This is a genomic window from Fontimonas sp. FW305-C-3, from assembly GCF_058783185.1.
The window spans coordinates 501,138-525,549 of the sequence record NZ_JBYSYK010000001.1; the positions used below are offsets into that span (position 1 = coordinate 501,138).

24 protein-coding genes are annotated in these 24,412 nt (G+C 66.5%); 9 read left to right on the forward strand and 15 right to left on the reverse strand.

Annotated features, from left to right (window positions below; translation table 11 throughout):
- Positions 1–3 precede the first annotated feature (3 nt).
- Positions 4–249 carry a DUF1653 domain-containing protein gene (locus AC3WUF_RS02290; protein WP_492422000.1) on the reverse strand — a complete coding sequence of 82 codons (246 nt, stop codon included), beginning with the start codon at positions 247–249 and terminating at the stop codon, positions 4–6.
- A gap of 35 nt (positions 250–284) precedes the next feature.
- On the opposite strand from AC3WUF_RS02290, the gene AC3WUF_RS02295 reads away from it, so the two are divergent.
- On the forward strand, positions 285–806 hold the full coding sequence (locus AC3WUF_RS02295) for a M48 metallopeptidase family protein (RefSeq protein WP_492422002.1): 522 nt from the start codon (positions 285–287) through the stop codon (positions 804–806).
- Between the two features lies 1 nt (position 807).
- On the opposite strand, the gene lexA is transcribed toward AC3WUF_RS02295, so the two are convergent.
- Positions 808–1,482, reverse strand: coding sequence for a transcriptional repressor LexA (lexA, locus tag AC3WUF_RS02300; protein ID WP_492422004.1), 675 nt, complete (start codon positions 1,480–1,482; stop codon positions 808–810).
- Positions 1,483–1,634: 152 nt separating this feature from the next.
- Here lexA and AC3WUF_RS02305 point away from each other — a divergent pair, with 152 nt between their 5' ends.
- Positions 1,635–2,528 (forward strand): hypothetical protein, encoded by an 894-nt coding sequence (locus AC3WUF_RS02305; RefSeq protein WP_492422006.1) that lies wholly within the window; start codon positions 1,635–1,637, stop codon positions 2,526–2,528.
- 2 nt (positions 2,529–2,530) lie between these two features.
- Here the strand turns inward: AC3WUF_RS02305 and AC3WUF_RS02310 are convergent, their stop codons facing one another.
- Both AC3WUF_RS02310 and AC3WUF_RS02315 read right to left on the reverse strand, forming a co-directional pair.
- Positions 2,531–3,394 carry a DMT family transporter gene (locus tag AC3WUF_RS02310; RefSeq protein ID WP_492422008.1) on the reverse strand — a complete coding sequence of 288 codons (864 nt, stop codon included), beginning with the start codon at positions 3,392–3,394 and terminating at the stop codon, positions 2,531–2,533.
- Positions 3,391–4,602 (reverse strand): MFS transporter, encoded by a 1,212-nt coding sequence (locus AC3WUF_RS02315; protein WP_492423539.1) that lies wholly within the window; start codon positions 4,600–4,602, stop codon positions 3,391–3,393. The genes AC3WUF_RS02310 and AC3WUF_RS02315 overlap by 4 nt, the downstream gene beginning before the upstream one ends.
- Positions 4,603–4,751: 149 nt before the next feature.
- On the opposite strand from AC3WUF_RS02315, the gene arsC reads away from it, so the two are divergent.
- A complete protein-coding gene (arsC, locus tag AC3WUF_RS02320) occupies positions 4,752–5,099 on the forward strand; it encodes an arsenate reductase (glutaredoxin) (protein ID WP_492422010.1) in 348 nt (115 codons plus the stop codon).
- A gap of 56 nt (positions 5,100–5,155) precedes the next feature.
- On the opposite strand, the gene AC3WUF_RS02325 is transcribed toward arsC, so the two are convergent.
- From AC3WUF_RS02325 to AC3WUF_RS02350, 6 genes are all read right to left on the reverse strand, one after another.
- Complete coding sequence (locus AC3WUF_RS02325; protein ID WP_492422012.1) at positions 5,156–5,668, reverse strand: DUF2062 domain-containing protein; 513 nt, start codon at positions 5,666–5,668, stop codon at positions 5,156–5,158.
- A gap of 4 nt (positions 5,669–5,672) precedes the next feature.
- Positions 5,673–6,026, reverse strand: a complete 354-nt coding sequence (locus AC3WUF_RS02330) for a DUF1475 family protein (protein WP_492422014.1) — start codon at positions 6,024–6,026, stop codon at positions 5,673–5,675.
- Between the two features lie 12 nt (positions 6,027–6,038).
- The gene (locus AC3WUF_RS02335) at positions 6,039–7,349 is read right to left on the reverse strand and encodes a class I SAM-dependent methyltransferase (RefSeq protein ID WP_492422016.1); all 1,311 of its coding nucleotides are present in this window, start codon (positions 7,347–7,349) and stop codon (positions 6,039–6,041) included.
- A 39-nt stretch (positions 7,350–7,388) separates the two neighbouring features.
- A complete protein-coding gene (locus AC3WUF_RS02340; protein ID WP_492422018.1) occupies positions 7,389–8,189 on the reverse strand; it encodes a DUF1365 domain-containing protein in 801 nt (266 codons plus the stop codon).
- Positions 8,174–9,463 (reverse strand): NAD(P)/FAD-dependent oxidoreductase, encoded by a 1,290-nt coding sequence (locus tag AC3WUF_RS02345; RefSeq protein ID WP_492422020.1) that lies wholly within the window; start codon positions 9,461–9,463, stop codon positions 8,174–8,176. Before AC3WUF_RS02345 ends, AC3WUF_RS02340 begins: the two co-directional genes overlap by 16 nt.
- Positions 9,464–9,552: 89 nt before the next feature.
- Positions 9,553–10,095, reverse strand: coding sequence for an arylesterase (locus tag AC3WUF_RS02350; RefSeq protein WP_492422022.1), 543 nt, complete (start codon positions 10,093–10,095; stop codon positions 9,553–9,555).
- Positions 10,096–10,216: 121 nt separating this feature from the next.
- On the opposite strand from AC3WUF_RS02350, the gene AC3WUF_RS02355 reads away from it, so the two are divergent.
- Positions 10,217–10,891 carry an ABC transporter ATP-binding protein gene (locus AC3WUF_RS02355; protein WP_492422024.1) on the forward strand — a complete coding sequence of 225 codons (675 nt, stop codon included), beginning with the start codon at positions 10,217–10,219 and terminating at the stop codon, positions 10,889–10,891.
- Positions 10,892–10,910: 19 nt separating this feature from the next.
- Here AC3WUF_RS02355 and opgC read toward each other — a convergent pair whose 3' ends face one another.
- Positions 10,911–12,044, reverse strand: coding sequence for an OpgC domain-containing protein (gene opgC, locus AC3WUF_RS02360; RefSeq protein WP_492422026.1), 1,134 nt, complete (start codon positions 12,042–12,044; stop codon positions 10,911–10,913).
- Positions 12,045–12,148: 104 nt separating this feature from the next.
- Here opgC and AC3WUF_RS02365 point away from each other — a divergent pair, with 104 nt between their 5' ends.
- Both AC3WUF_RS02365 and AC3WUF_RS02370 read left to right on the forward strand, forming a co-directional pair.
- Positions 12,149–14,632 carry an ABC transporter permease gene (locus AC3WUF_RS02365; RefSeq protein WP_492422028.1) on the forward strand — a complete coding sequence of 828 codons (2,484 nt, stop codon included), beginning with the start codon at positions 12,149–12,151 and terminating at the stop codon, positions 14,630–14,632.
- 114 nt (positions 14,633–14,746) lie between these two features.
- Positions 14,747–15,733 carry a malate dehydrogenase gene (locus AC3WUF_RS02370; RefSeq protein ID WP_492422030.1) on the forward strand — a complete coding sequence of 329 codons (987 nt, stop codon included), beginning with the start codon at positions 14,747–14,749 and terminating at the stop codon, positions 15,731–15,733.
- Between the two features lie 196 nt (positions 15,734–15,929).
- Here the strand turns inward: AC3WUF_RS02370 and AC3WUF_RS02375 are convergent, their stop codons facing one another.
- Positions 15,930–18,368 (reverse strand): neutral/alkaline non-lysosomal ceramidase N-terminal domain-containing protein, encoded by a 2,439-nt coding sequence (locus tag AC3WUF_RS02375; protein ID WP_492422032.1) that lies wholly within the window; start codon positions 18,366–18,368, stop codon positions 15,930–15,932.
- Positions 18,369–18,501: 133 nt separating this feature from the next.
- Here AC3WUF_RS02375 and AC3WUF_RS02380 point away from each other — a divergent pair, with 133 nt between their 5' ends.
- On the forward strand, positions 18,502–19,677 hold the full coding sequence (locus AC3WUF_RS02380) for a zinc-binding dehydrogenase (RefSeq protein WP_492422034.1): 1,176 nt from the start codon (positions 18,502–18,504) through the stop codon (positions 19,675–19,677).
- Positions 19,678–19,774: 97 nt separating this feature from the next.
- The gene (locus tag AC3WUF_RS02385) at positions 19,775–20,923 is read left to right on the forward strand and encodes a CehA/McbA family metallohydrolase (RefSeq protein ID WP_492422036.1); all 1,149 of its coding nucleotides are present in this window, start codon (positions 19,775–19,777) and stop codon (positions 20,921–20,923) included.
- 104 nt (positions 20,924–21,027) lie between these two features.
- On the opposite strand, the gene AC3WUF_RS02390 is transcribed toward AC3WUF_RS02385, so the two are convergent.
- From AC3WUF_RS02390 to AC3WUF_RS02400, 3 genes are all read right to left on the reverse strand, one after another.
- Complete coding sequence (locus AC3WUF_RS02390; RefSeq protein WP_492422038.1) at positions 21,028–21,987, reverse strand: class I SAM-dependent methyltransferase; 960 nt, start codon at positions 21,985–21,987, stop codon at positions 21,028–21,030.
- The gene (locus AC3WUF_RS02395) at positions 21,875–22,147 is read right to left on the reverse strand and encodes a hypothetical protein (RefSeq protein ID WP_492422040.1); all 273 of its coding nucleotides are present in this window, start codon (positions 22,145–22,147) and stop codon (positions 21,875–21,877) included. The genes AC3WUF_RS02390 and AC3WUF_RS02395 overlap by 113 nt, the downstream gene beginning before the upstream one ends.
- Positions 22,148–22,228: 81 nt before the next feature.
- Complete coding sequence (locus tag AC3WUF_RS02400; RefSeq protein WP_492422042.1) at positions 22,229–23,359, reverse strand: aminotransferase class V-fold PLP-dependent enzyme; 1,131 nt, start codon at positions 23,357–23,359, stop codon at positions 22,229–22,231.
- A gap of 87 nt (positions 23,360–23,446) precedes the next feature.
- On the opposite strand from AC3WUF_RS02400, the gene AC3WUF_RS02405 reads away from it, so the two are divergent.
- Positions 23,447–24,409 (forward strand): magnesium transporter CorA family protein, encoded by a 963-nt coding sequence (locus AC3WUF_RS02405; protein ID WP_492422044.1) that lies wholly within the window; start codon positions 23,447–23,449, stop codon positions 24,407–24,409.
- Positions 24,410–24,412 lie beyond the last annotated feature (3 nt).

A 24,412-nucleotide genomic window follows, 5' to 3' on the forward strand; every position in this document is an offset into this window, starting at 1 on the left:
GCGTTATTCGCTGGCGCCGACGAACGTGAAACGCGGGACCTTGGCGCCATCCATGTCGACCTGCTCGTTCCATACCGCAAGCCTGCGCACGGACATCGGATAGCCGGCACGCTCGTACAGACGCACGTAGACCACCATGACGTCGTCGCTGTCGTCGTCGCGTGCGAGGCCCAGCGCCAGGTACAGGCGGCCCTTGAAGTGGCGGTAGACGCCTGCCTTGAAGCTGTTGTCGGATACGCTGTCGCTCATGCCGCACTCACTCCGTTGCTGTCGTTCCATCGGGCATGTCGAATACTGACATCGAGCGGCAGATCGCGCGCTTCATCGGGCCGTATCCGGCGCCGGTCAAGACGCAGGTTGCGCAGCTGATCGAGCAGGAGCGGCTGGCGGAGCATCTGCAGAAAAAGTATCCGCAGCGCCACAGCATCCAGACCGATGCTGCGCTCTACGAGTACACGTTGGCGCTCAAGCAGCAGCACCTGCGCAGTTCGGCGACGCTGCACAAGGTGCAGTGGCAGAACAAGATGGACGTGATCCAGAACGTGCTCGGCCTGCACACCGCGGTGTCGCGCGTGCAGGGCGGGCGTCTGAAGGCGAAGGCGGAGATTCGCATCGCCGGCCTGTTCAAGACGACGGCGCCGGAGTTTCTGGAGATGGTCGTCGTCCACGAACTCGCCCATCTGCGCGAGCGCGAACACAACAAGGCCTTCTATCAGCTGTGCCGGCACATGCTGCCGGACTATCACCAGATCGAGTTCGATCTGCGCCTGCTGATCCTGCAGCGTGCGCTGTCTGCGGCGGACTGACTCAGGCCACGCTGGACAGCACGCCCGCAAGCTGGGGGGCCAGTGCCGGCCCGGCGAAGCCGCCGGTGCGCAGCAGGCCGACGACGCGGCCTTCGATGATCAGCTCCTGCTGCGACAGATCGATGCGGATCGGCGCGAAGTCGGCGTTCGCCGGCAGCAGGCGCACCAGATCACCCTTGCGCTCGAAGCGCTTGACGGTGACATCGTCGCCGAGCCGCGCGACGACGATCTCGCCGTTCTGCGCGGCCGGCGTGCGCTGCACGGCGAGCAGGTCGCCGGGCAGGATGCCGGCGTCGCGCATCGACCAGCCCTCGACGCGCAGCAGGAAATCCGGCTGCGGATGGAACAGGCGGCGGTCGATCTTGTAGAACGACTCGATCGACTCGTGCGCCAGGATCGGCGCGCCGGCGGCAACGCGACCGACCAGCGGCAGGCCGTCCTCGTCGTTCGCCGCGTCGTCGAGTTCGCCCAGCACGCGGATGCCGCGCGAGGCGCCCGGCATCAGTTCGATCGCCTGCTTGCGCGCGAGCGCACGCAGATGATCTTCGGCAGCAGTTGCCGAGCGGAATCCGAAATGCGCCTGGATATCCGCCCGCGTCGGCGGCATGCCCTGCTCGACGATGTGGCTGCGGATGAAGGCGAGGATTTCCGCCTGGCGTGGGGTTAGCGCGTCCATGATGCTCCAATGACTGTACATATTTGCAGGCTGTTTATACGAACAGTGCCCGGGCGCCCGCCCGCTGTCAACGGCAGCGATTCGAGACCCGTCACAGCGGCGCAATCCGCGCCGTCTAGGCTGCGCGGCCCACTTTCTGGTCTTCTGATTCCATGAGCGTTCGCGCCGTCGGTCTGCTGGTTTGCGTCGCGCTCAGCGCCTGTGGCGACAGCGGCTCGACGCTCGCCGATCTGGAGCCGCAACGCTTCGTCATCGAGCAGCCCGCGCTGACCGAATCCTCCGGGCTGGCGCGCTCGCAGCGCGATGCGGACCTGTACTGGAGCCACAACGACAGCGGCGGACCCACCGAGCTGTATGCCTTCGACGGCGCGGGAACGACGCGCGGCGTGCTGCAACTGCAGCTGGCGCTCAACATCGATTGGGAAGACATGACGTCCTTCGTCGAAGACGGCGCGCCGCGGCTGCTGGTCGGCGATATCGGCGACAACGGTGCGATCCGCCCGTTGATCACGGTCTATATCGTCGATGAACCCGAGCTCGATGCCAGCGCGCCGACGCTGAGCGCATTGGCGCTGCGCCAGATCGAGATCCTGTACCCCGATGGCCCGCGGGATTGCGAGGCCGTTGCCGTCGATGCCGAAGAAGGCATGATCTATCTGCTCAGCAAGCGCGCCGCGGTGCCGCGCCTGTACCGCGCACCGCTGCGACCGCTGCTGCCGCTGGCGATGGCCGAAGCGCTCGGCGAGATCAACATCCCGCGTGCGCCGGAAGGCATCGAGAATCCGGAGCGGATCAACTGGGTCACGTCGATGGATTTCGATGCGGACAACCGCCGCGCCGCCGTCGTCACGCTGACGCAAGCCTATGTCTACGAGCGCCTGGACGGCGAAAGCTGGATCGACGCCTTCCAGCGCGAGCCGCTGAGCGTCGATATTCCCGACGAAAGCCAGATCGAGGCGATTGCCTGGTCGGCCGACGGTCGCGAACTGCTGATCACGTCGGAAGGCAGCCCGACGCCGGCGGCGCATATTCCGCTCGCGAACTGAAATCAGCTGCGCTGGCCCAGCCAAACACCCGCCGCGGCGAGCGCGAAGCCTGCGGTCTCACGGAGACCGAAATCGGCGCCGAGAATCAGCGCTGCGAGAACCGCCGTGACCGGCGGCACCAGGAAGAACAGGCCGGCCACGCGACCCGCCGCGCCGTTGCTGATCAGCCACAGATACAGCAGCAGGCCGGCGCAGGAATTGATCAGGATCGCCCACAGCACGCCGCCGATCACAGCGGGTGCCGGATGAAATTCCAGGTGCTCCAGCCCCCACGCGAACGGCAGCAGCGCGAACAAGGAAACCAGCAGCTGCACGAGCAGCGACAGGCGCGGGTCGAGATGACCGGCGTGGCGCTTCTGGTACAGCGTGCCGCCGCTCAGCGACAGCAACGCGCAGGTCGCCAGCGCATAACCGAGCAGCGAGCCGGCGTGGCTGAGCTTGGGTGCGATCACCAGCAGCACACCGGCAAGGCCGAGCACGAAGCCGGGAAGCGCGTAGCGACCGAGCCGCTCGCCGAGCAGGGCCGCCGCACCGAGTGCGGTCGTCAGCGGCATCAGGCCGGCAATCAATCCCGCCGCGGCTGGCGACACCCCGGCGCGCATGCCGGCGTAGGTGAAGCCGAAGAAGCCCGCCTGTACGAGCAGACCGGCGACCGCGGCATGCAGCAGATCCTGACGGCGCGGTGCCGGCGCCTGCCGCACGAGCAGCCAGCTGCCGATGATCAGCGCGGAGCCGGCGAAGCGGAATACCGCGAGCGTGAAGGAGCCGCTGCCGGCGAGCGCGAACTCGGCGGCGATGTAGCCGGTACTCCACAGCAGGACGAACAGCAGGCCGCCGATCGCATTGCCCGACATGGGCTGCGTCACGCTGTCGCCAGGCGCGGCGCGAGACGCGCTTCGCGGATCGGCAGGCTGATCAGGCCGGCGAGCAGGGCGAGCACCATGTCGGCGTACCACATCCAGTTGTAGTCGCCGAAGCGCGCGATCGTCAGGCCGCCGAGCCAGGCGCCGAAGAAGCCGCCGATCTGGTGCGACAGCAGGGTCAGGCCGAACAGCGTGCCGAGATAGCGCGTGCCGAACAGCTTGCCGACCAGACCCGCGGTCGGCGGCACGGTCGCGAGCCAGCTGAAGCCGAGGCCGGCCGCGAAGATATAGAACGTCATCGGCGTGCGCGGCGAGATCAGGTACAGACCGATCATCGCGACGCGGCTGAAGTACATCGCCGACAGGATCCACTTCATGCGGTAGTGATTGCCGAGGCTGCCCGCGGTCAGGCTGCCGGCGATGTTGAACAGGCCGATCAGCGCGAGCGCGGTGGCGGAGACGCTCGCCGGCAGTCCGCACAGGCCGACTTCGCCCGGCAGATGGGTGACGAGGAACGCGATGTGCACGCCGCAGGTGAAGAAGCCGGCGTGAAGAAACCAGTACGACGGATCGCGCAGCGCGACGCGCAGCTGCTCGCCTAGCGTGATCTCTGCTGCCGCGGCGGTCGTGGCCGCCGGCGTCACGGTATCGCGACGGCTGAGGCGGCGACCGAGCGGCAAGGTCAGCAGCGCGGTGCAGGCCAGCGTCCACAAGGCCTGCATCCAGCCGAGCGTCGCGATCAGTGCCTGTGCGAGCGGCGCGAACACGAACTGGCCGAAGGACCCGCCGGCGTTGATGAAACCGGCGGCGAACGCGCGGCGCTCCGGCGGCAGGCGACCGGACGTCGCGCCGATCAGGATCGAGAAACTGCCGGCACCCGCCCCGGCGGCGGACAGCAGGCCGAGCGTGACGATCAGCGCCCATTCCGCATTCGCGAACGGCGTCAGCGCGGTGCCGGCGGCGAGCAGCACGGCGCCGAACACGAGCACGCCGTTGGGGCCGCGCTGGTCGGCGATCGCGCCGAAGATCGGTTGCACCGCGCCCCAGACGAACTGGCCGATCGCCAGCGCGAAGCTGATCGAGACGATGCCCATGCCGGTCGACGCGTTGATCGGCGCGATGAACAGGCCCATCGACTGGCGCAGGCCCATCGTGATCATCAGGATCGCCGCCGCGGTCAGCATCAGCAGCCAGGCGGCGCGTGGGCTCATGCTGCTGTGGTTCAAGGCGGACTCCGGCGGCGGGTTGGCGGCAGTTTACATGATGTTCGTCATTTATAAATAGCGGATGTTCTAGCAGCGGCTATGCTGGGATTCGCTGCGCTTCATCCCAGCCTACGAACCGATGCCGAGCCCTGCCGATGCGTGACCAGTTGCTGCACAACCCGCGTTGTTCGAAGAGCCGCGAGGCGCTGAAGCTGCTGCAGGAGCGCGGCGTCGACGTGCCGGTCGTCGAGTATCTGGAGCAGCCGTTGAACAAGGCGCAGCTCAAGGAGTTGTGTGCGCTGCTTGGCATCAAGCCGGTGCAGCTGGTGCGCAGCAAGGAAGCCTTGTTCGAAGAGCTGGGATTGTCGGTCGACAAGGGCAGCGACGCGTCGTGGCTGGCGGTGCTTGCCGAGCATCCGCGGCTGATGGAGCGGCCGATCCTGGTCTATCGCGGGCGCGCGGCGATTGGCCGGCCGACGGAGAATCTGCTGAAGATTCTTTAGAACGTAGGATGGGCCGCTAGGCCCATCGGACTGAATGATGGGCCTAGCGGCCCATCCTACGATTGCGGCGGCGTCTTGGCGCTGCGGCTTGCCAGCTTGCGCAGCAGCGGTCGTGTGGCGAAGTACAGCACCGCGATCAGCAGCGGTGCGACGAGGCACCAGGCGACGATGCCGTACACGCCGACCATGCCGTAATCGACCATGAACTGCGTCGGCGAGGCCTGGAAGCGCTGCATCAGATCGGCGATCGAGAAGATCGGCACATGCGGTTGCTGGAACAGCGTCTCGCCGGCGCGGTAGAACGGCAGCAGCAGCGCGATCTGCAGCGGATAGACGAAGTAATTGATCAGCTGGATCACCGGCTGATTGAGGCGCAGCCACAGGCCGGCCAGTGCGCACAGCAGCGTCGTCGAGCCGAGGATCGGAAAGATGCCGAGCACGATGCCCAGCGCCACCGTCAGCGCGATCTTCTCCGGCGTGATGCCCTGCTTGAGCTGGCCGACGATCGGCGCGACGACCCGGCGCTGCCAGAAGCCGGCGAAACGTTGTTGCTCGACCGCGGTACTCACGATGTCAGGCGGGACGCCGCAGCAGCAGGTCCTCGAACCTGGCGTTGGCCGGCAGCTTGATGATCTGTATCAGCATGTACGCGGCCATCGCCATGTTGCCGAGACCGAGGATCAGCATCAGCCAGATCAGCCGCACGCCCCAGCTGCGCTCCTTGTAGGCGATCCACAGCCAGAACCACAGGAAGGCGAAGTAGGCGTCGAACAGGGTCGCGATGAACCAGGGCGTATAGCCGGCCGCCGGATTGGCGACCATGTCGTTGATCGCCGGCACGATGCTGACGTGGCCGGTGGCCCAGATGGAGACGCCGATCAGGCCGGCGAGGGCAAGCAGGGCGAAAGCTCCGGCGATCTTGATCATCTCAGTCTCTTGTCAGGGTTTCGTCAGGGTGATTTGCATGAGGTCAACACTACCGACCCGGAAGCCACATTCGCAATAGCTCAGGTAATAACGCCACATGCGCAGGAAGCGTTCGTCGAACTGCTGCGTCACCTTGTCGCGCACCGACAGCACGTTGCGATGCCAGTGCGCGAGCGTGTCGGCGTAGTCGCGCGCGTAGAACAGCGGATTCTCCGAACTCAGGCCGGCCTTGGCGGCGAGCGACTGGAACAGCCCCGGCGGGCACAGCATGCCACCCGGGAAGATGTACTTCTGGATGAAATCGCGTTTGCGGCGGTATTCGCCGAACAGATCGGCGCTGATCGTGATGCCCTGGATCGCGGCGCGACCGCCGGGCTTGAGCGCCTTGGCAATCGTCGCGAAATATCCGGGCCAGTACTCCTCGCCGACCGCTTCGTACATCTCGATCGAGACGACGCGGTCGTAGGTTTCCGTCACGTCGCGATAGTCGCGCAGCTCGAAGGTGATGCGATCGGCAAGGCCGGCGGCCGCGGCGCGGCGCTGTGCCTCGACCAGCTGCTCCTTCGACAGCGTGATGCTGGTGACGCGGCAGCCGCTGGTGCGCGCGGCGTAGATCGCGAAACCGCCCCAGCCGGAACCGATCTCGAGCAGGTGATGTTCGGGCTTCAGCTCGAGTCGCTCGGCCATCAGGCGGAACTTGTTCAGCTGCGCATCCATCAGCGTCTCGTTCGGCTTGATGAACATGCCGGCCGAGTAGGCCATCGTGTCATCGAGCCACATCTTGTAGAACTCGTTGCCAAGATCGTAGTGGTACTCGATGTTCTTCTGCGCGGTTTCCTTGGTATTGGCGCGCAGCTTGTGCTGTACCCAGCCGGCGAAGCGGCCGATCAGGTTCTTCTCGTACGGGCCCTTGTAGTGCGGCTCGTTGGCATGCATGACGTACAGCAGCGACGACAGGTCGGGCGAATCCCACAGGCCGTCGAGATAGGCCTCGCCGAAGCCGACTTCGCCGCCGCCCAGCACGCGGCCGACGATGGCATTCGAATGAATGTTCAGCACGCCATGCGGCCCGGCTTCGCTGCCGCGGAACTGGCGCAACTCGCCGTTGGGCAGCGTGACGTCGAGCGAACCGATGCGGATGCCCTTGAGCATGTACATCAGCAGCCGCACGCCCAGAGAAGGCGGCGTCGAGGCGGCATGCCGCGGCGTCGGCAGGTCCGGCGAGAATCCGTCGCGCGACATGATGCGGCCGAGCGTCGGCTCGAGGTCGTGATCAAGTTCGCGATGGAGCGGCTGCTGGCTTTTCAGATCAGGGTCTTTCATTGGCTGGCCCGGGTGTTCTTGGTGATGAGCTATACGGCGCTAGCTGACTTTTGGATCAAGCTGGCTGGGCTTGCTGTGAAACCGGGCGCCGCGCAGCCAGAGCTTGAGGGCTTCCCAATGGATGCCGGCGACGACTTTTGCGGCCATCCAGGGCATGCGTAGCACCTGACGGACGATCTGCATGTCCGTGAGGGGCCGCCGCTCGCCGGCGATTGTCGCATCGAGCGAAGGTGCGCCTTCGCGGCGCTGCTTGATGACCACGCGCAGGCGCTCGCCCGGCGCGCTCAGCGTGAACTGGTAGCTGCCGCTGCGATCGAAGAATGGCGAGACGTGGAAGCACTTCTCTTTCTCGACGCCGCGGTCGAAGGCGAGCGATGCATCGGCCAGCACGTAGCTGTGTTTCTCGCCGAAGGTGTTGTTGACCTCGGCGATGACCGCCTGCAGCGCGCCGTCGCGCCGCTCGCAATACCAGAGGCTGATCGGATTGAAGGCCATGCCGAGCACGCGCGGAAACGCGAGCAGGCGGATGCGCCCGCCATCCGGTTCGACGCCCTGCGCGCGCAAGGTCGCCTCGGCCCAGGCGCGCAGGCCGCGACCGTCGCCATGATCGCGCGCATGCAGGGACAGCAGGTTGAAGCGGTTGTACGAAAAGAAGCGCAGGCGCGCGGCCAGCGTCTCGGCGCGGTCGATGTCGACCAGCAGGTAGAACACGCGATAGACGAAACGGTACAGCGGCGCGACATGGCGGCGATGCATCACGCGCGCAGCATAAAGCGCCCCGTCGGGCGATTCGCCCGGCGTGTGGTGTGCGCTGTTCCCCTGGTCTACAGCTGCGCCCATTGCGGCAGACACCCCCGATCGATGCCGGCGACGGCACGCAGGCCGGACTTGAGTCCGTCTTCGTGAAAGCCGTAGCCATTCCATGCTCCCGCCCACCACAGCCCGCCGTTGCCCTGGATCTCTGCCAGGCGCGCATGCGTCATGACGCTCTGCGGACCATACAGCGGGTGCTGGTAGATGGTGTCATAGACGATGTGGTCCGGCGCAATAGGCCGCGTCGGATTGAGTGTGACGATGTACTCGGTCTGGCCCGGAATGCCCTGCAGCAGATTCATCCAGTAGCTGCCGGTGATCGGCCGATCGTGAATTTCGCGTTCAAAATCAGCGGCCCGGAAGTCGACGTCGTCCTCGATGTAGTTCCAGGAGGCCCAGACGCTGCGGCGCTTCGGCAGGTAGCTCGTGTCGGTATGCAGGACGACGCGGCTGCTGCAGTACGGAATGCCGGCCAGCACTTCGCGCTCGGCGCCGCTGGCGTCGCTGAGCAGGGCCAGGGCCTGGTCGGAATGGGTCGCGCAGACCACGCGGTCGAAAGTTTCGCGATGGCCGCCGCTGCAGACCTCGACGCCGTTGGCAACGCGCCGCAGGCTGTCGACCCGGGTGTTGAGGCGCAGCGTGCCCTGATACTGCGCGAGCAACTGCTTCACGTACTGATGGCTGCCGCCGATGACCGTATGCCAAGTTGGCTGCTGGGTCGCGGTGAACAGGCTGTGCGCCTCGAAGAAGCGCATGAAATCGGCCGCCGGGTAGGCCATCGCCTGGCGCGGCGAGCAGCTCCAGATCAGGCCGGCCATCGGCAGCAGATAACGTGCGCCGAGTTCCGGCGAGAACTTCGCATCGCGCAGGAAATCGCCGAGCGATCCGTCCGGCAGCTGGCCGCTCTTCAGCAGCGCGTTGCAGTGCGAGTTCAGCCGCAGGATGTCGAGCATCAGGCGGTAGTGGGTCGGCCGCAGCAGGTTCGAAAGCTGCGCGAACACGCTGTACAGCTGGTCGCTGCCTTTCCACTCGTAGGCGCCGCGATCGAGCGATACGCCGAACGACATGCTGGTCGGCCGCGTCTGCACGCCGAGCTGCGCGAACAGCGCGGTCAGGTTCGGATAGTTGATGCCGTTGTAGACGATCCAGCCGGTGTCGACCGGCTGGTCGCCGACCATGATCGTATTGGTGTGACCGCCGACGCGGTAGTCCTGCTCGATCAGCGTGACCTCGTGCCGGCCAGCGAGAAACCAGGCTGCAGACAGCCCGGAAATGCCCGAGCCGATGACCGCGATTTTCATGTCAGATAAACGAAAGGGATGGGGAAGCCATTCGGATTTACGTCGCCCAGTCTGATCCGGATGCGTGAATCGATCGTTTCAGGCCGGCTTCAGCGCTTCGGTTCGCCGAGCGCTTTCTGCAAGGTCGGCCAGACGCCGTCGAGCATCGCCGGCTGCGCCGTGCCATTGGGGTGCAGGCCGTCGCTCTGGAAGGCCTTGGGGTCGGTCGCGATCGCCTGCAGCCAGAACGGGATCAGCGGCACGCCGCTTGCTTCGGCAACGTCGTGGAAACTCTGCGTGAAGCCCTTGGTGTACTCGGGGCCGTAATTGGTCGGGATATACATCTCGAACAGGATCGTCTTCACGCCGGCCGCCTTGGCGAGATCGATCATCTGCGTGAGATTCGCGCGCATCTGATTCAGCGGCAGCGCACGTAAGCCGTCATTCGCACCCAGTTCGAGCAACAGCCATTCCGGCTTGTGACGCTTGAGCAGGTTCGGCAGGCGGGTGAGGCCGCCGGCCGTCGTATCGCCGCTGATGCTGGCATTGGCGACGCGGTGTCGATAGCCTTGCTCCTGCAGTCGAGCCTGCAGCAGCACGGGCCAGCTCTGCTCTTTGGGCACGCCGAAGGCGGCGCCCAGGCTATCACCCACAATCAGGATCACTGGCGCCGGCGACAAGGGCGGCGTAACCGGTGCAGCGGGCTCGGCCCGTGCCGGCAGTGTCGACAAACACAGAAACAGCAAAGCGCTTGCGCGCATCAAGGATCGCATCATGAGTCAGACCAGTGCAGTGGTTGCGCGGGGGGTAGGCAAGCAGGTTAGCAGCGGCGGGCATCCGTTGACGATCCTCGACGACGTCAATCTCGATATCGCGGCCGGCGAATCGGTCGCCATCGTCGGTGCCAGCGGTTCCGGAAAGACCACGCTGCTGTCGATGCTGGCGGGGTTGGATCTGCCGTCCAGCGGTGAGATTCATCTCGACGGCGAGGGGCTGAACGGACTCGACGAAGATGCGCGCGCGCGCTTGCGCGCCGGCCGCGTCGGCTTCGTCTTTCAATCCTTTCAGCTGTTGTCCGGTTTCACCGCGCTGGAGAACGTGATGCTGCCCGCCGAACTGGCCGGCCTTGCCGATGCCGACGCGCGTGCGCGCAATGCGCTCGAGCGCGTCGGCCTGTCGGAGCGCCTCAGCCACTATCCGCATCAGCTGTCCGGCGGCGAACAGCAGCGCGTCGCGATCGCGCGCGCCTATTGCGGCCAGCCGCGCATCCTGTTCGCCGACGAGCCGACCGGCAATCTCGACAGCGCGACCGGTGCGCGCATCATCGAATTGCTGTTCCAGATGAATCAGGCCGTCGGCACGACACTGGTGCTGGTGACCCACGACACGCAGCTCGCCGCACGTTGCGGGCGCACGCTGCATCTGCGCGAGGGCCGCCTGCATGCTTGAGCAGGACGGCCCGTCGACCTCAAAGGCGCTGTCGCTTGAACTCGTGATGCCAGGCGACGGCGAACAGCGAGCCGAACACCACCAGCAGCATCCAGGCCTCGGTGGCGCCGTCGAGCGGATTCTCGTCGCGGTCGACCAGCGCGAACGCGAGCAGCGCGAGGAACAGATGCGTCGCGAAGACGCTCAGCGAGGCGCGCCCCAGCAGGCTGAGTATCGCCATGCCGGTGCGTCGCACCAGCTTGGAAAGATGCGGCAGCAGCAGGCCGACGGTGACCGCCAGCACCGCGAAGTTCAGCAGGCGCAGCGGCCGCAGCACGATCTTGTCGAACAAGGGCAGATCTCCATGCGCCAGCAGCGGCAGATTCACCGCGCCGAGCAGCAGCTCCAGCAGGCCGTGATACCAGGCCAGATAGGCGACTGTGGCCAGCACGGCGGCGACGCGCAGCGACCGGCGCGGCAGCTGCGCGGCCAGCCGATGCTCGGCAACGAGATGACCGCACCACAGGCCGAACACCCACAGCAGCTGCCAGGCAAAATCGTCGAAGAAGCCCAGCGCCGGCAGCGGCAGCGTCGGCACGTTGTCGCCGGTCATCAGATTGAAGCCGTCGAGCAGCATCGCGCGGCCGCCGACCTGAGCGAACAGCCAGATCAGTGCGCTGCACAGCAGCACCTTTGCCCAGCCGTGACGGCGTGCCTGGCCGAGCCAGATCGGCGTCAGCAGCAGCTGCACGACGTAGGTCGGCAGAATGTCCAGCAGCGGCGGCTGATAGAGCAGCAGCGGCGCGGTCCACAGCGCGAGGCTCGGTTGTTCGAAATAGAAGCTGAGCAGGTTGCGCAGCAGCGGCCGTTCCACGTAGTGGCCAAGCGCGGCGCCGACGGTGAACAGAAACACCAGCAGCGCCAGATGCCAGGCATACAGCTCGCGTGCGCGGGCGAACAGTTTTGCGCGCATCCACTGTTCGCCGTGCTGGCCAAGCCCGCGCCAGTACAGCATTCCGGCGACCAGGCCGGACAGGAACACGAAGCCCTCGGCGGCGGACACGAAGCCGAACGCCTGACTGCTGTACACCGAGTAACGCGACGGCAGATGCGTCAGCGTCATCAGCGCAAGCAGCAGGCCGCGCAGCGCATCGAGTTCGGTGCGTCGATTCATGGTTCGCCAGGTGGCAGGGGTGGTGCCGGAGGCCGGCATCGAAGCCGCTCTGACCGTCGGAATTCTAAGGGAGTTCAGTGTATGCGCCCAACAGGAGTCGCGGCATGAGCGCGGTCCGTCATGCGGCACGGCGCCTGCGCCGGGGCTGGCGCAGCGGCGAGCTTTTCATCCTGGCGCTGGCGCTCGCAGTGGCGGTTGCCGCAGTCGGCGCGGTCAACCTGTTCACCGAGCGCGTCCGCCTCGGCCTCGCCCAGCAGACCGGCGAATCGCTCGGCGGCGATCTGCTCTACAGCTCGCGCAAGCCGATCCCCGACAGCCTCGCGGTCGAAGCCGGCGCACTGGGCCTGCAGACCGCCACGCTGGTCGGCTTCACCAGTGTCGTCTTCGTCGGCGAGACCAGCGCACTGGCGTCGATCAAGGCGGTCGGCGCCGGCTATCCGCTGCGCGGCCAGCTGCAGATCGCGCCGGAGTTGTTCGGCGCGGCGGCACCCGCAACCGGGCTCCCGGCAGCGGGCGAGGCCTGGGGCGACACGCGGCTGTGGCAGGAGCTGCGGCTGTCGCCCGGCGCGACGATCAAGGTCGGCGCCATCGAGCTGAAGGTACGCGCGGTGATCGAAAGCGAGCCGGATCGCGGCAACGGGTTCTCCGATCTGGCGCCGCGCCTGATGATGAATGCCGCCGACCTGCAGGCCAGCGGTCTGGTCGGCATGGGCAGCCGCGCGCAGTACAGCCTGCTCGTCGCCGGCGATGCCGCTGCCATCGAGACACTCTCCGCGAACGAGCTGCCGGAGGGCGTGAAGCGGCAGTCGCCGCAGGATGCGCGGCCGGAGATCCGCAACGCGCTGCAACGCGCCGGGCAGTTTCTCGATGTCGCGATTCTCGCGGCGACGTTGCTCGCCGCCGCCGCGGTCGCGCTGTCGGCGCGTCAGTACGGCGAGAAGCTGCGCGACGAGATCGCGCTGCTCAAGTGCCTGGGCGCGCGGCAGGGCTTTCTGGCGCGGGCGCTGCTGCTGCAGCTCGCGCTGCTGGGGCTGATCGGCTCCGGCGTCGGTGCGCTGGTCGGTTGGTTTGCGCAGGACGTGCTGACGCGGCTGCTCGCCGAACTGATGCAGCTGCAACTGCCGCCGGCACCGCTGTTGCCGCTGCTGACCGCAGCCGGGCTCGGCTTCTTCATGCTGCTCGGCTTCGCCGCGCCGCCGATGCTCGAGGCGCGCCGCACGCCGCCGATGCGCGTGTTCCAACGCAACCTGGAATCGAGTTCGCTGTCGCGCGGCGTCTGGCTCGCGGCTTTCGCGGCCGGTGCCGGCCTGCTGTGGATGGCGACCGGCGATGCCAAGCTCGCGCTGATCGTGCTCGGCGGATCGGCGGCGTCGCTGTTGCTGCTCGCACTGCTCGGTTATCTGGTCGTGCTGGCCCTGCAGCCGCTGCGCAAGCGGGTCGGCATGTCCTGGCGCTTCGGCCTCGGCAATGTCGCGCGACGGCGCGCGGCGACGGTGGCGCAGGTCACCGCGCTGGGTCTGGCGCTGCTGGCGCTGCTGCTGGTGTCGGTCGTGCGCGAGGACCTGCTGATGAGCTGGCAGAAGAAACTGCCGGACAACACGCCGAACCAGTTCCTCATCAACATCCAGGGCGATCAGGTCACGGATCTGCGCGCGTTCTTCGCCGAGCGAGGCTACGGAAATCTGGAACTGTGGCCGATGGCGCGCGGGCGCCTCGTTGCGCTCAACGGCGAGCGGGTGACGGCGGAAACCTTCCCCGATCCCGAGACACAGCGCTGGATCAACCGCGACTTCAATCTGTCGTGGTCGACGACGCTCAATCCCGACAACAAGATCACCCAGGGCGAATGGTGGGGCGAGGCCGGCAACGGCCAGCGCTTGCTGTCGGCCGACGAGTACGCGATCAAGCGGCTGAACCTCAAGCTCGGCGACACGATGACGCTGGACTTCGCCGGCGAGGAAGTCGAGTTGAAGGTGCACAACTTCCGCACCGTCGAATGGGACAGCTTCAAGCCGAATTTCTTCCTGTTGACGCCGCCCGGCGCGATCCCGGACACGGTGGCCGCGCAGTGGCTCAGCAGCTTCTATCTGCCGCGCGACCAGCGGCCGCTGCTGCGCGAACTGGCGGATCGCTTCCCGAACATCAGCGTGTTCGACATCGAGGCGGTGATGACGCAGGTGCGCGGCATCGTCGAGCGCATCGTCTCCGCGGTGGAGTTCATTTTCCTGTTCACGCTGGCCGCCGGCCTCACCGTACTGCTCGCCGCGATCGAGGGCACGCGCGCCGAGCGCGTCCGCGAGGCCGCGTTGCTGCGCGCGCTGGGTGCCAGCTCCGGCCTGATCGCCCGCGGCCTGATCAGCGAATACGCCGTGCTCGGCGCGATTGCCGGCCTGGTCGCCGCTATTGCCGCGCAGAGCGTGGCCTGGGTGCTGGCCGAACAGGTCTTCAACATTCCCTATGGTCCGCGGCCCCTGCTGTGGCTGATCGGCACGCTGGCCGGCGCCGTGATCGTGGCCGGCCTGGGCTGGCTGTCGCTGCGGCAGGTGCTGAAAACCCCGCCGCGGCTGGTGCTGCAGCAGACCGGCTAGGGTTTTTCCGGCGGCGGCAGGCCCTGTTCCGGCAGGGCCTGCGCGGCCGCCGGACTGCGGTTAAAATTGCCGCCCCGCAGCATTCCCACCTTGCTTCTTCGGAGCTCCCTGAACATGAAAAAGCCCGTAAAGGTCGCCATCACTGGCGCCGCCGGCCAGATTGCCTACTCGCTGATCTTCCGCGTTGCCTCTGGCTCCATGCTCGGCCCTGACCAGCCGGTCATCCTGCAGCTCCTCGAAGTGCCGGTGCCGGAAGTCCAGGAGAAGCTCAAGGGCACGATCATGGAGATCGAAGACTGCGCCTTCCCGCTGGTTGCCGGCATCGAAGCGCATTCCGATCCGATGACCGCTTTCGAAGGCACGGATTACGCCCTGCTCGTCGGCGCCCGCCCGCGCGGCCCCGGCATGGAGCGCAAGGACCTGCTGACCGCCAACGGCGGCATCTTCGGACCGCAGGGCAAGGCGATTGCCGCCAAGGCCTCGAAGGACATCAAGGTCCTCGTCGTCGGCAACCCGGCGAATACCAATGCGCTGATCGCCGCGACCGCCGCCAAGGGCCTCGACCCGAAGCAGTTCCACGCGATGGTCCGCCTCGATCACAACCGCGCGGTCTCGCAGCTCGCGAGCAAGACCGGCATCCACGGCAACGACATCGAGAAGATGATCATCTGGGGCAACCACAGCTCCACGCAGTACCCGGACATCAGCCACTGCACGGTGGGCGGCAAGGCGGCGAAGTCGCTGGTCGACCAGAACTGGATCGAGAAGGACTTCATCCCGGTTGTCCAGCAGCGCGGCGCCGCGATCATCAAGGCGCGCGGCCTGTCGTCGGCCGCTTCGGCCGCTTCGGCTGCCGTCGACCACATGCGCGACTGGGCGCTGGGTTCGAACGGCAAGTGGGTGTCGATGGGCGTGCCGTCGGACGGCAGCTACGGCATCAAGCCGGGCATCGTCTACGGCTATCCCTGCATCTGCAAGGACGGCAAGTACGAAATCGTCCAGGGTCTGTCGGTCGACGAGTTCAGCCGCGGCCGCATGACCATCACCGAGAACGAACTGCGCGAAGAGCGCGCCGCGATCGAGGATCTGCTGAAGGCCTAAGTTGCACCGCTTGCGAAAAAGCCCGCCGGATCGGCGGGCTTTTTTGTGGGCCAAGGTTTGTTGCGGTCTCTCGATACACCGCGCGCAAGCGCGCGGCACTCGAGACGAACGGGGGGTCGTCTCCCCGAAGCATCCACAACAGTCCGTTCGTCTCGAGTGCCGGCGAAGCCGGTGTATCGAGAGACTCGGCCTCCCCTCAAGGACAGGCCGATACCTCGCCTTCGACAATGAACGGACTCGACACGCCGCTGTACGCCGTCAGCGGCAGCACCAGCGTCTGCGCCGAACCTTCATGCCGCAGCCGGTACGTCCCCGGCTTCGTATTGCGCGGAATCGTCCAGGTCGCCGTCGCGGTTGACGACAGCCCGCCGGTGACCGGCACGTCGATCGGCAGCAACGAGGGCACGATCGGCGTCCAGCTGAAGACCAGTTCCGGATCGCGGTCTTCGGCAACGACTTCCCATTCGCCGTCGGCAAGCTGGCGCTCGGCGTAGACATAGCTGGCCTGCGTGCGCAGGTCGTTGCGCGGGTGGCCGGCCTGGAATGTTGCGCTGACGATATCGCCCGGCGCAGCGGCGGCCGGCACGTCGCTGGTGAGCGTGCCGTAGGCGCTCGGCAGCGGCAGGTCGTCGGCGATGTACGGCGGGCGGACCAGCACGGTCAGGCCGTCGATATAGGCCGGGCCTTCCGGCGCGGCGGCATCATCGCGCAGGCTGATCGCCAGCTTGCGCATTTCCTGCTGCACGGCGGCGAGCGTCCAGGGACCGAAGATGTCGGATGCGCCTTCGTACTGCTGCGCCGCGTACTCCTCGCGCGTCGGCAGATAGTGGACGAAGTCGTTGCTCAGCGACGCGACGACGATCGTGTCGATGCCGGCCGGCGCCAGCACTTCATAGAGCGTCTTGCGGATGCGCCGCGCCGACATTGTCGGCACTTCCCAGGGCAGTGCGGCGATCGCGAGGTTGCCGATGCGGATCAGCTGCAGCGGCAGGATCGTCGCTTCCGTCGAGGCGATGCCGCCCGCGCCGACCGGCAGCAGCACCGGCTTCTCGGCATGGCAGCCGAAATCGCCGACCCCGGGCACCGCCGGCAGATATTGGAGATTGCACATCGCCACCGCCGACACCAGGTTGGCCGGAATCAGGTGCGCCGGCAGCCCGATCGTGGTCGGCAGCTGGATGTCGAGCAGGGTCTGCACATCGGCGCGCGCGGCGGCGAGCACGTCGAGCCCGGAGGCGCAGCTGACGCCTTCCACTGCCGGGCCCGGGCCGTCTTCGGCGCCGGCGGCGAAGGACGGACCGAGCGCGCCGGTGCAGGTGCGCTTGACCGGCGCGTCGAGTTCGGCCGGATGCGGCAGGCTCGCGAGCACGACCGGATCGGTGACCTCGATCGCGTCGATCTGAACGTAGAACTGCCGATAGTCGATCGGTCCGCTGATCGCGGCGTTGCTGCGGTACAGCTGCAGCGCCTTGGCCAGCTGCTTGGTGCCGGAGATCGCATTCGACTCGTAGTCGTCGGCGCCGCCGCCGCGGGTCGGATCGGGGAAAGGCCGTTCGAGGATGAACAGGTTCGGCGAGGCGTCGCCCTGATCCGCCTGCGGGAACGCCGCGACGAAGTTGTCGGTGCCGGACTCGGCGCGGTAGTCGGTCTTCATGATCCTCTCGAAGCCGAGCGACGCGTAGCCCTTGTTGTCCGAGCTGACCAGATGCAGATTGGGGCCGATCACCGTGCCGTGCACGCCGAACCAGTTGATCGCACCGACCGCCGAGCCGTCGCCGCGGATCAGGTTCAGCTGCACCGCGCGCTTGTTGTTGCGGACCTCTTCGCCGCGCGCATTGAGAAATTCGCGACGCTCGGCTTCGCTGTTTCTCTCGTAGGCCGGCGCGGAGCGCTGGATGCTGGCGTTGAGCAGCTCGCCGCTGCCGATGCCGATGCGCGCGGTCTGCGGATGCGCCTGCAGATTCGCGTGCGCGCGCTTGACCGATTCGAACAGGCCTCTGCGGATGGCCTGGAAGGTGTCGTCGTCGTAGCCGAAGTGCAGCAGGTTGTGCGCCAGGTGATGCGAATAGCCGGCCGGACCCTGATGGGTGTGCGTGGCGGACAGCATCAGGTTCTCGGTCGTGTACGCAGCGGCCATGCCGGGGTCGGCGGCGATGTCGGCGAGCAGGGTCTGGCGCAGGGCGCCGGTGATGATCGCGATATCGGCGACGATCATCATCACGCGCTTGCCGTTGCAGGGCGACTCGAGTGCATAGGCGCGCGAGTACTGGCGCTGATGCAGACCGCCGAAGACCTGTGCCGGATTTTCCCAACCCATGCCGCTGGTGTTGGCGACCACGCCGGTGATGTCGTACAGGCCGCTGCCGAAACGGAACTGCTGGTTGCCGGCACAGCTGGACGGACTGCCGACCGCAGGCACCGGCACTTCGAGCCGGCCGGGTGCGTCGAGTCCTTCGCCGACGGCGAGATACGGGCTGTTCAGCACGCACTGCGCGCGCTGACGGTCGACGAAGACCGCGGTGCCGCCGCCGGCGCCGCCGCTGCCGACCGGCGTGCTGTCACCACAGGCGCTGAGCAGCGTCAGTGCGAGCATGCCCGCCAGCAAGCCGGTGAATCGTCCCTGTCCTGCGCGCATGCGGTTCCCCTGAAAGCCCGGCGACTGCAAAGTTCGTTTAGCCTAGCTTGTCAGCCGGTGCCGCAGGGCAGAAGCTGGAAATATTCATCCATGCCGGTATCGCGGCGGACGGATTCCAATCCGGGGGAGCCTCATGAAATCTGTCGTCTGTCAGAACAGCGAACTGCGCGTCGTCGACCGCGCCGAACTCAAGCCGGCCAAGGGCCAGGTGCTGCTCAAGGTGCTGCGCTGTGGCATCTGCGGTTCCGACCTGCATCTGCGCCATCACTGCGATCACATGGCGCAGCTGGTCAAGCGCGCCGGCTATCCGCACTTCCCCAGCGCGGCCGAGGAGATCGTGTTCGGCCACGAGTTCTGCGGCGAGATTCTTGATTACGGCACGGGGACCACGCGCAAGCTGAAGACCGGAACGCAGGTCTGCGCGGTGCCGCTGATGCGCAGCGGCAAGGACATCGAGCTGCTGGGCCTGTCCGCCCGCGTCGCGGGCGCCTACGCCGAACAGGTGCTGGTGCAGGAGGAGATGCTGGAGCGCGTGCCCAATGGCCTGCCGCCGGACCAATCGGCGCTGACCGAGCCGATGGCGGTCGCGCTGCATGCGGTGCGCCGCAGCGAGATCAAGCGCGGCGATGTCGCCATCGTGATCGGCTGCGGCCCGGTCGGTCTCGGCGTGATCTGCATGTTGCGCGCGAACGGCGTGAAGACCATTGTCGCCAGCGACTTCTCCGCCGGCCGGCGCGCGCTGGCGCGAAGCTGCGGCGCCGATGTCGTCGTCGATCCGGCGAAAGAATCTCCGTACGCGGACTGGAAGCAATACGGTTTTACCGTCAGGTTGGCCGACATGCTCGAGCTGGGCGTCGGCACGCGCGAAAAGCTCGGCAAGCTGCCGGTGCCCTGGTGGCACACCTGGCGGCTTGGCGAGAAGCTCGGCCTGATGCCGAAGAGTCCGGTGGTCTTCGAGTGCGTCGGCGTGCCGGGCGTGCTGCAGAAGATCATCGAGGGCGCGCCGCTGCTGTCGCGCGTCATCGTCGTCGGCGTCTGCATGCAGGCCGACACGATCGAGCCGTCGATGGCGATCAACAAGGAAATCGACATGCGCTTCGTGCTCGGCTACACGCCGCTCGAGTACCGCGACGCATTGCACCTGATCGCCGAAGGCAAGGTCAGCTGCGCGCACATGGTGACCGGCACGGTGGGGCTGGCGGATGTCGAGACGGCCTTCAATGCGCTGGGCGATCCCGAACAGCACGCCAAGATCCTGATCGATCCACAGCGCAAGGCCAGGGGCATCGCCGCGCCCGGTCGCGCCTGAGGCATCACAGCCGCGCAATACAACACGTCGATAATCCGCCGTTTCGTGACGCACCCAGCAGGATTCCATGCACCGTATCGCCACCCGATTGACCCTCATGTTCGCTCTGTTGCTGAGCGCCTGCGGCGGCGGCAACGATGAACCCACGGCGGGTGCCGGCGGCGACGTTCCGCCGCCAGCCAGCCTCGACGGCGGCGCATGGATGAAGGGCGACCTGCATCTGCACTCGCACCACAGCTCGGATGCCGCGGACAATCCGCTCAAGGAGCTGATCGCCTTCGCCGAAAGCGTGGGCATGGACTACTTCATCGCGACCGACCACGACAATCATGTCGATGGCGATGTCGCGCATCACACCTGGGCCGATCCCGACTACCGGTCGGATTCGATGGTCATGCTCTACGGCGCGGAATGGACGACGCACCGCGGACACGGCAATGCGATTGCCGCGCAGCCTTACGATCATCAGCGGCTGTATGACGTCCGCGACGAGCGGGATGCCGATATCGGCAAGGTCGTGAAGGATCTCGGCATCCACCTGTCGGCGAATCATCCCGCCGGCGGCGACACTTTCAGCTTCAGCTACGACATCGTGAAGTCGATCGAAGTCTGGAACTCGTCGATCTGGTCGAAGAACGCCGGCTCCATGCTGGTCTGGGACGATCTGCTCAAGGCCGGTCGCCGGTTGACCGCACGCGGCGGCAGCGACGCGCATCACAACGCGATGATCAGCCCGACCGAGTGGACCAGCAACTTCTTCGAAGGCTATGCCAACTTCGTCGGCACGCCGACGACTTGGGTGTATGCGCGTGAACGCAGCGCGGAGGCCGTCATCGAAGCGCTCAACAACGGCCGCGTGTCGGTCAGCGCCAATCCGCTGGCCGAGCGCGTCGAGCTGTACGCCGATACCGATGGCGACGGCGAGATGGACCTGATGATGGGCGACAACGCGCGCGCGACCGGCGCACCGGTGAACTTCCGCATCGATCTGGTCGGCGGCAGCGGCCTGATTCCGCTCTATACGGTGACCGTCACCAAGGACGGCGCCGAATTCGACCGCTTCACGACGGTTTCGCGCAGCATCACGTTCAGCGATACGCCGGCGGCAGATGGGCGCAGCTATTACCGCGTCGAAGTGCAGGGCCTGCCGACGCTGTATCCGCAGGTTCCGGGCAGTGCGTTGACCAGCGCGCGGATGATCGCGCTGTCGAATCCGATCTACTTCAATTTCGATCCGGCGTTCTGAACCCCGTCAATCGTAGGATGGGCTGAGCAAAGCGAAGCCCATCGTTCTGCGTACCTGTCGCGATGGGCTTCGTCAGACTCAGCCCATCCTACGTGGTTAGACCCCTAGCGCGGGCGCTGGACCCGCTTCACCGCGACGACGCCGTCGCCATTGAGCTCGGTCGCAAAGCCCGCCTTCTGCAGGCGCATCGACACTTCATTCGGCACGTCGCGCCGGCTGGTCAGCTTGTTCGGCGTGCCGGTGTAATGGAACAGACGCCCGCCGGTGCGCAGCACGCGCGCCAGTTCGTTGTAGAAGCGCTGCGAATACAGCTCGCCGGCAATCCCGAAGCGCGGCGGATCGTGCAGCGCCGCGTCAAAGCTGGCATCGGGCAGTGTGGCGATCTGCTCCGAGACATCGGCATTGCCGAGGCTTAGCGCACCGCCGCGGCTATGGTCGGGCGACCAGGGATTGAGCGTGCGCAGCCAGATCACATCCGGATTCTTTTCGTAGGACTGCAAGCGCGACGCGCCCTGCTGCAGGCAGCAGGCGGCGAAGTAGCCGAGCCCGCCGCAGGTGTCGAGCACGGTCTTGCCGCGCGGCTGGATCAGGCCGACCTTGCGCTCGGCGTCCGCGTACGGCGAGACATGCGCGGTCGGCAGCATCTTGATGCCGTCGATCTCGAAGGTCGGCGCGCCCCACTCGGTCGGCACCAGCTTGATCAGCGCGCCGTTGTAGCGCGAGATCGCCTGGAACTGCGCGCCGTCCCAGTGATAGATCGTGCGCTCCTTGCAGTTTTCCGGATACGGGAACTCGCGGCCGTTCCAGCGCCAGCTGCTCGTGCCCGCTTCGACCTGCGCCGTCGAGCGCTGCAGGTCCAATGACAGCGCCAGCGCGCTGCTGCCGGACGCGCGTGCGGCCGTCAGCGCCTGCTGTTCGCCCAGCGTCAGCAGCGGCCCGCGCTGCTGCGGATCAATCGCCGCGAGCGCGATAGACCACCGCCTGTACCTGATCGAGATCGACGACCGCGTCGTAGAAATCCTTGCCGCTGAGTTCGACGAGCTTGACGCTGTCGCCGGTCGCATCGGCGATCTTGCCGGTCAGCTCGGTGCCGGAAGTCAGGACCACCGTGGCGCGCTTGCCGTCGAGACTCTTGAGGGCTTTGACGATGGCGTCGTCGCCGGCCAGCGCCGCGGCGGGCAGGGTCAGGGCGAGTGCACAGAACAGTCCGCTCAGCTTCTTCATGTCAGCTCCAGGGCAAGCCGCCGTCCGGCGGTCGGGGTCAGGGTCAGCGAACGCAGACAATACTCCAGCGCCGCCACTTGGTCAGCCGCGCAGCTGGGCGACGGCGGTCTGCAGCCGCGAGAGGGTGCCGTCGATGTCCTGCAGCTTGTCGAGGCCGAACAGGCCGATGCGGAAGGTCCGGAATTCCTTGGGCTCGTCGCACATCAGCGGCACGCCGGCGGCGGCCTGCAGCCCAAGCGCGGCGAACTTCTTCGCGTTGCTGATCTCGGCATCGTCGGTATACGCGACGACGACCCCGGGCGCGGCAAAGCCCGGCGCGGCGACGCTCGGATAACCGTAGCCCGCCAGCATCGCGCGCACGGCGGTGCCGAGCTGCCAGTGCGCGTCGCGCAGGTGCTCGAGGCCGCAGGCCAGCGTTGCGTTCATCGCGTCGCGCAGCTGCAGCAGGCCGGCGGTCGGCATCGTCGCGTGATAGGCATGCGCGCCGCCCTCGTAGGCCTGCATGATCTGCAGCCATTTCTTCAGGTCGGCGGCGAAGCTGCTGCTCTGGCTCTGCTCGACGCGCGCCTTCGCGGCGGCGCTGAGCATGATCAGCGCGGCGCAGGGCGTCGAGCTCCAGCCCTTCTGCGGCGCGCTCAGCAGCACATCGATGCCGCAATCCTGCATGTCGACCCAGATCGAACCCGAGGCGACGCAATCGAGGACGAACAGGCCGCCATGCGCATGCACGGCGGCGGCGACACGGCGCAGATAGTCGTCGGGCAGGATGATGCCGGACGCGGTCTCGACATGCGGGGCGAAGACCACCGCGGGCTTCTCGCGGCGGATGGTTTCCTCGACCACTTCGATGGCGGGCGGCGCATACGGGGCCTGCGCATCCGCAGCGAGCGCTTGCGCCTTGAGCACGGTCTCGCCCGCGGGGATGCGGCCCATCTCGAAAATCTGCGACCAGCGATAGCTGAACCAGCCGTTGCGGATGACCAGGCAATGTTGTCCGCCGGCGAGCTGGCGGGCGATCGCTTCCATGCCGAAGGAGCCGCCGCCCGGCACGATGGCGACCGCCTCGGCCTTGTAGACCTGCTTCAGCATCGTCGAGATTTCACGCATCGCCTGCTGGAACAGCTGCGACATGTGATTGACGGCGCGATCCGAGAACACGACCGAATATTCGAGCAGACCGTCGGGGTCTACGTTGCGAAAATGGCGGGACATGAACGGGGGCTCCTCTGCGTGGGCCGCCATGTTACAGCGCCGGCCGCGGAGGCTGTGCATCGGCGCAGGCACTGATAATCTCTGCGCATGGAGCTCTATCACTTCGTCAACGGACACCGCGCCACCTGTCTGGCGGCCGATGCCTCGATCCCCAAGGAAGGTTTCGTCTGGGCCGATATCGAGCGCAGCGAGGCTGCCGATTGGGCGAAATGGGCAGAGAGCCGCCTGGGTCTGGTTGTCGATCCCCAGCACGTCGAGGACAGCCTCAACCCCAAGCATCCGTCGTTCTTCGATCACACGGCGGAATACGACATGCTGATCTTCGAAGGACTCGGCCCGAAGGACGAGCCGTTTCCGATCGAGACTCGTGTCGCCGCGTTCTTCATGTTCGAGCGCGTGCTGGTGACGGTGCGCGCGGTCGACAACGTCAGCATCCTGCGCGTGCGCGAGCGCGTGCTCGATGGCCGGCTCAAGTGCCCGGGTTCGCCGCTGCGCCTGGCCTTCCTGATGGTCGACACGATGGTCGATCGCTACATGCGCATCCGTGCGCCGATGGATCAGCATCTGACGGCCTTGCAGGACGATCTGCTCGACACCAAGGGCACCGAACACGACTGGCGCGATCTGCTCGGCGGGCGTCGCGAGGCGCGGCGGCTCGAGGCGCTGTGCGAACGCCAGATCGAGGCGCTGGAATCCTGGCATCGCAATTCGCGCTTCGACTGGAAGCAGGTCGACGAAGTGCGTCATCGCAACATCAGCGAGCACGTCGGCCGGGTGCTGGCGCATTCCAGCGGTCTGGAACGCGATCTGGAAGCGGCGGTGCAGCTGCATTTCGCCGCGGTCGCCTACCGGACCAACCGCGTCATGCAGGCGCTGACCGTGCTGTCCGCGATCTTCTTCCCGCTGACCTTCATCGTCGGCGTCTACGGCATGAACTTCGAGAACATGCCGGAGCTGCGCTGGCACTACGGCTACTACGGCGTGCTGGGCCTGCTGGCGATCATTGCGCTGAGCCTGATTCTCTACTTCAAGCGCAAGCGCCTGTTCTAGCGT

Bases quoted from the DNA above. Each gene is read 5' to 3' on its own strand.
- arsC (WP_492422010.1), top strand. From the start codon at position 4,752: ATGCGTGACCAGTTGCTGCACAACCCGCGTTGTTCGAAGAGCCGCGAG.
- AC3WUF_RS02335 (WP_492422016.1), bottom strand. From the start codon at position 7,349: ATGAAAGACCCTGATCTGAAAAGCCAGCAGCCGCTCCATCGCGAACTT.
- AC3WUF_RS02290 (WP_492422000.1), bottom strand. From the start codon at position 249: ATGAGCGACAGCGTATCCGACAACAGCTTCAAGGCAGGCGTCTACCGC.
- AC3WUF_RS02295 (WP_492422002.1), top strand. From the start codon at position 285: ATGTCGAATACTGACATCGAGCGGCAGATCGCGCGCTTCATCGGGCCG.
- AC3WUF_RS02345 (WP_492422020.1), bottom strand. From the start codon at position 9,463: ATGAAAATCGCGGTCATCGGCTCGGGCATTTCCGGGCTGTCTGCAGCC.
- AC3WUF_RS02365 (WP_492422028.1), top strand. From the start codon at position 12,149: ATGAGCGCGGTCCGTCATGCGGCACGGCGCCTGCGCCGGGGCTGGCGC.
- AC3WUF_RS02340 (WP_492422018.1), bottom strand. From the start codon at position 8,189: ATGGGCGCAGCTGTAGACCAGGGGAACAGCGCACACCACACGCCGGGC.
- AC3WUF_RS02305 (WP_492422006.1), top strand. From the start codon at position 1,635: ATGAGCGTTCGCGCCGTCGGTCTGCTGGTTTGCGTCGCGCTCAGCGCC.
- AC3WUF_RS02395 (WP_492422040.1), bottom strand. From the start codon at position 22,147: ATGAAGAAGCTGAGCGGACTGTTCTGTGCACTCGCCCTGACCCTGCCC.
- lexA (WP_492422004.1), bottom strand. From the start codon at position 1,482: ATGGACGCGCTAACCCCACGCCAGGCGGAAATCCTCGCCTTCATCCGC.
- AC3WUF_RS02330 (WP_492422014.1), bottom strand. From the start codon at position 6,026: ATGATCAAGATCGCCGGAGCTTTCGCCCTGCTTGCCCTCGCCGGCCTG.
- AC3WUF_RS02390 (WP_492422038.1), bottom strand. From the start codon at position 21,987: ATGCGACCGGCGACAGCGTCAAGCTCGTCGAACTCAGCGGCAAGGATT.
- AC3WUF_RS02380 (WP_492422034.1), top strand. From the start codon at position 18,502: ATGAAATCTGTCGTCTGTCAGAACAGCGAACTGCGCGTCGTCGACCGC.
- AC3WUF_RS02370 (WP_492422030.1), top strand. From the start codon at position 14,747: ATGAAAAAGCCCGTAAAGGTCGCCATCACTGGCGCCGCCGGCCAGATT.
- opgC (WP_492422026.1), bottom strand. From the start codon at position 12,044: ATGAATCGACGCACCGAACTCGATGCGCTGCGCGGCCTGCTGCTTGCG.
- AC3WUF_RS02355 (WP_492422024.1), top strand. From the start codon at position 10,217: ATGAGTCAGACCAGTGCAGTGGTTGCGCGGGGGGTAGGCAAGCAGGTT.
- AC3WUF_RS02400 (WP_492422042.1), bottom strand. From the start codon at position 23,359: ATGTCCCGCCATTTTCGCAACGTAGACCCCGACGGTCTGCTCGAATAT.
- AC3WUF_RS02375 (WP_492422032.1), bottom strand. From the start codon at position 18,368: ATGCGCGCAGGACAGGGACGATTCACCGGCTTGCTGGCGGGCATGCTC.
- AC3WUF_RS02405 (WP_492422044.1), top strand. From the start codon at position 23,447: ATGGAGCTCTATCACTTCGTCAACGGACACCGCGCCACCTGTCTGGCG.
- AC3WUF_RS02385 (WP_492422036.1), top strand. From the start codon at position 19,775: ATGTTCGCTCTGTTGCTGAGCGCCTGCGGCGGCGGCAACGATGAACCC.
- AC3WUF_RS02315 (WP_492423539.1), bottom strand. From the start codon at position 4,602: ATGAGCCCACGCGCCGCCTGGCTGCTGATGCTGACCGCGGCGGCGATC.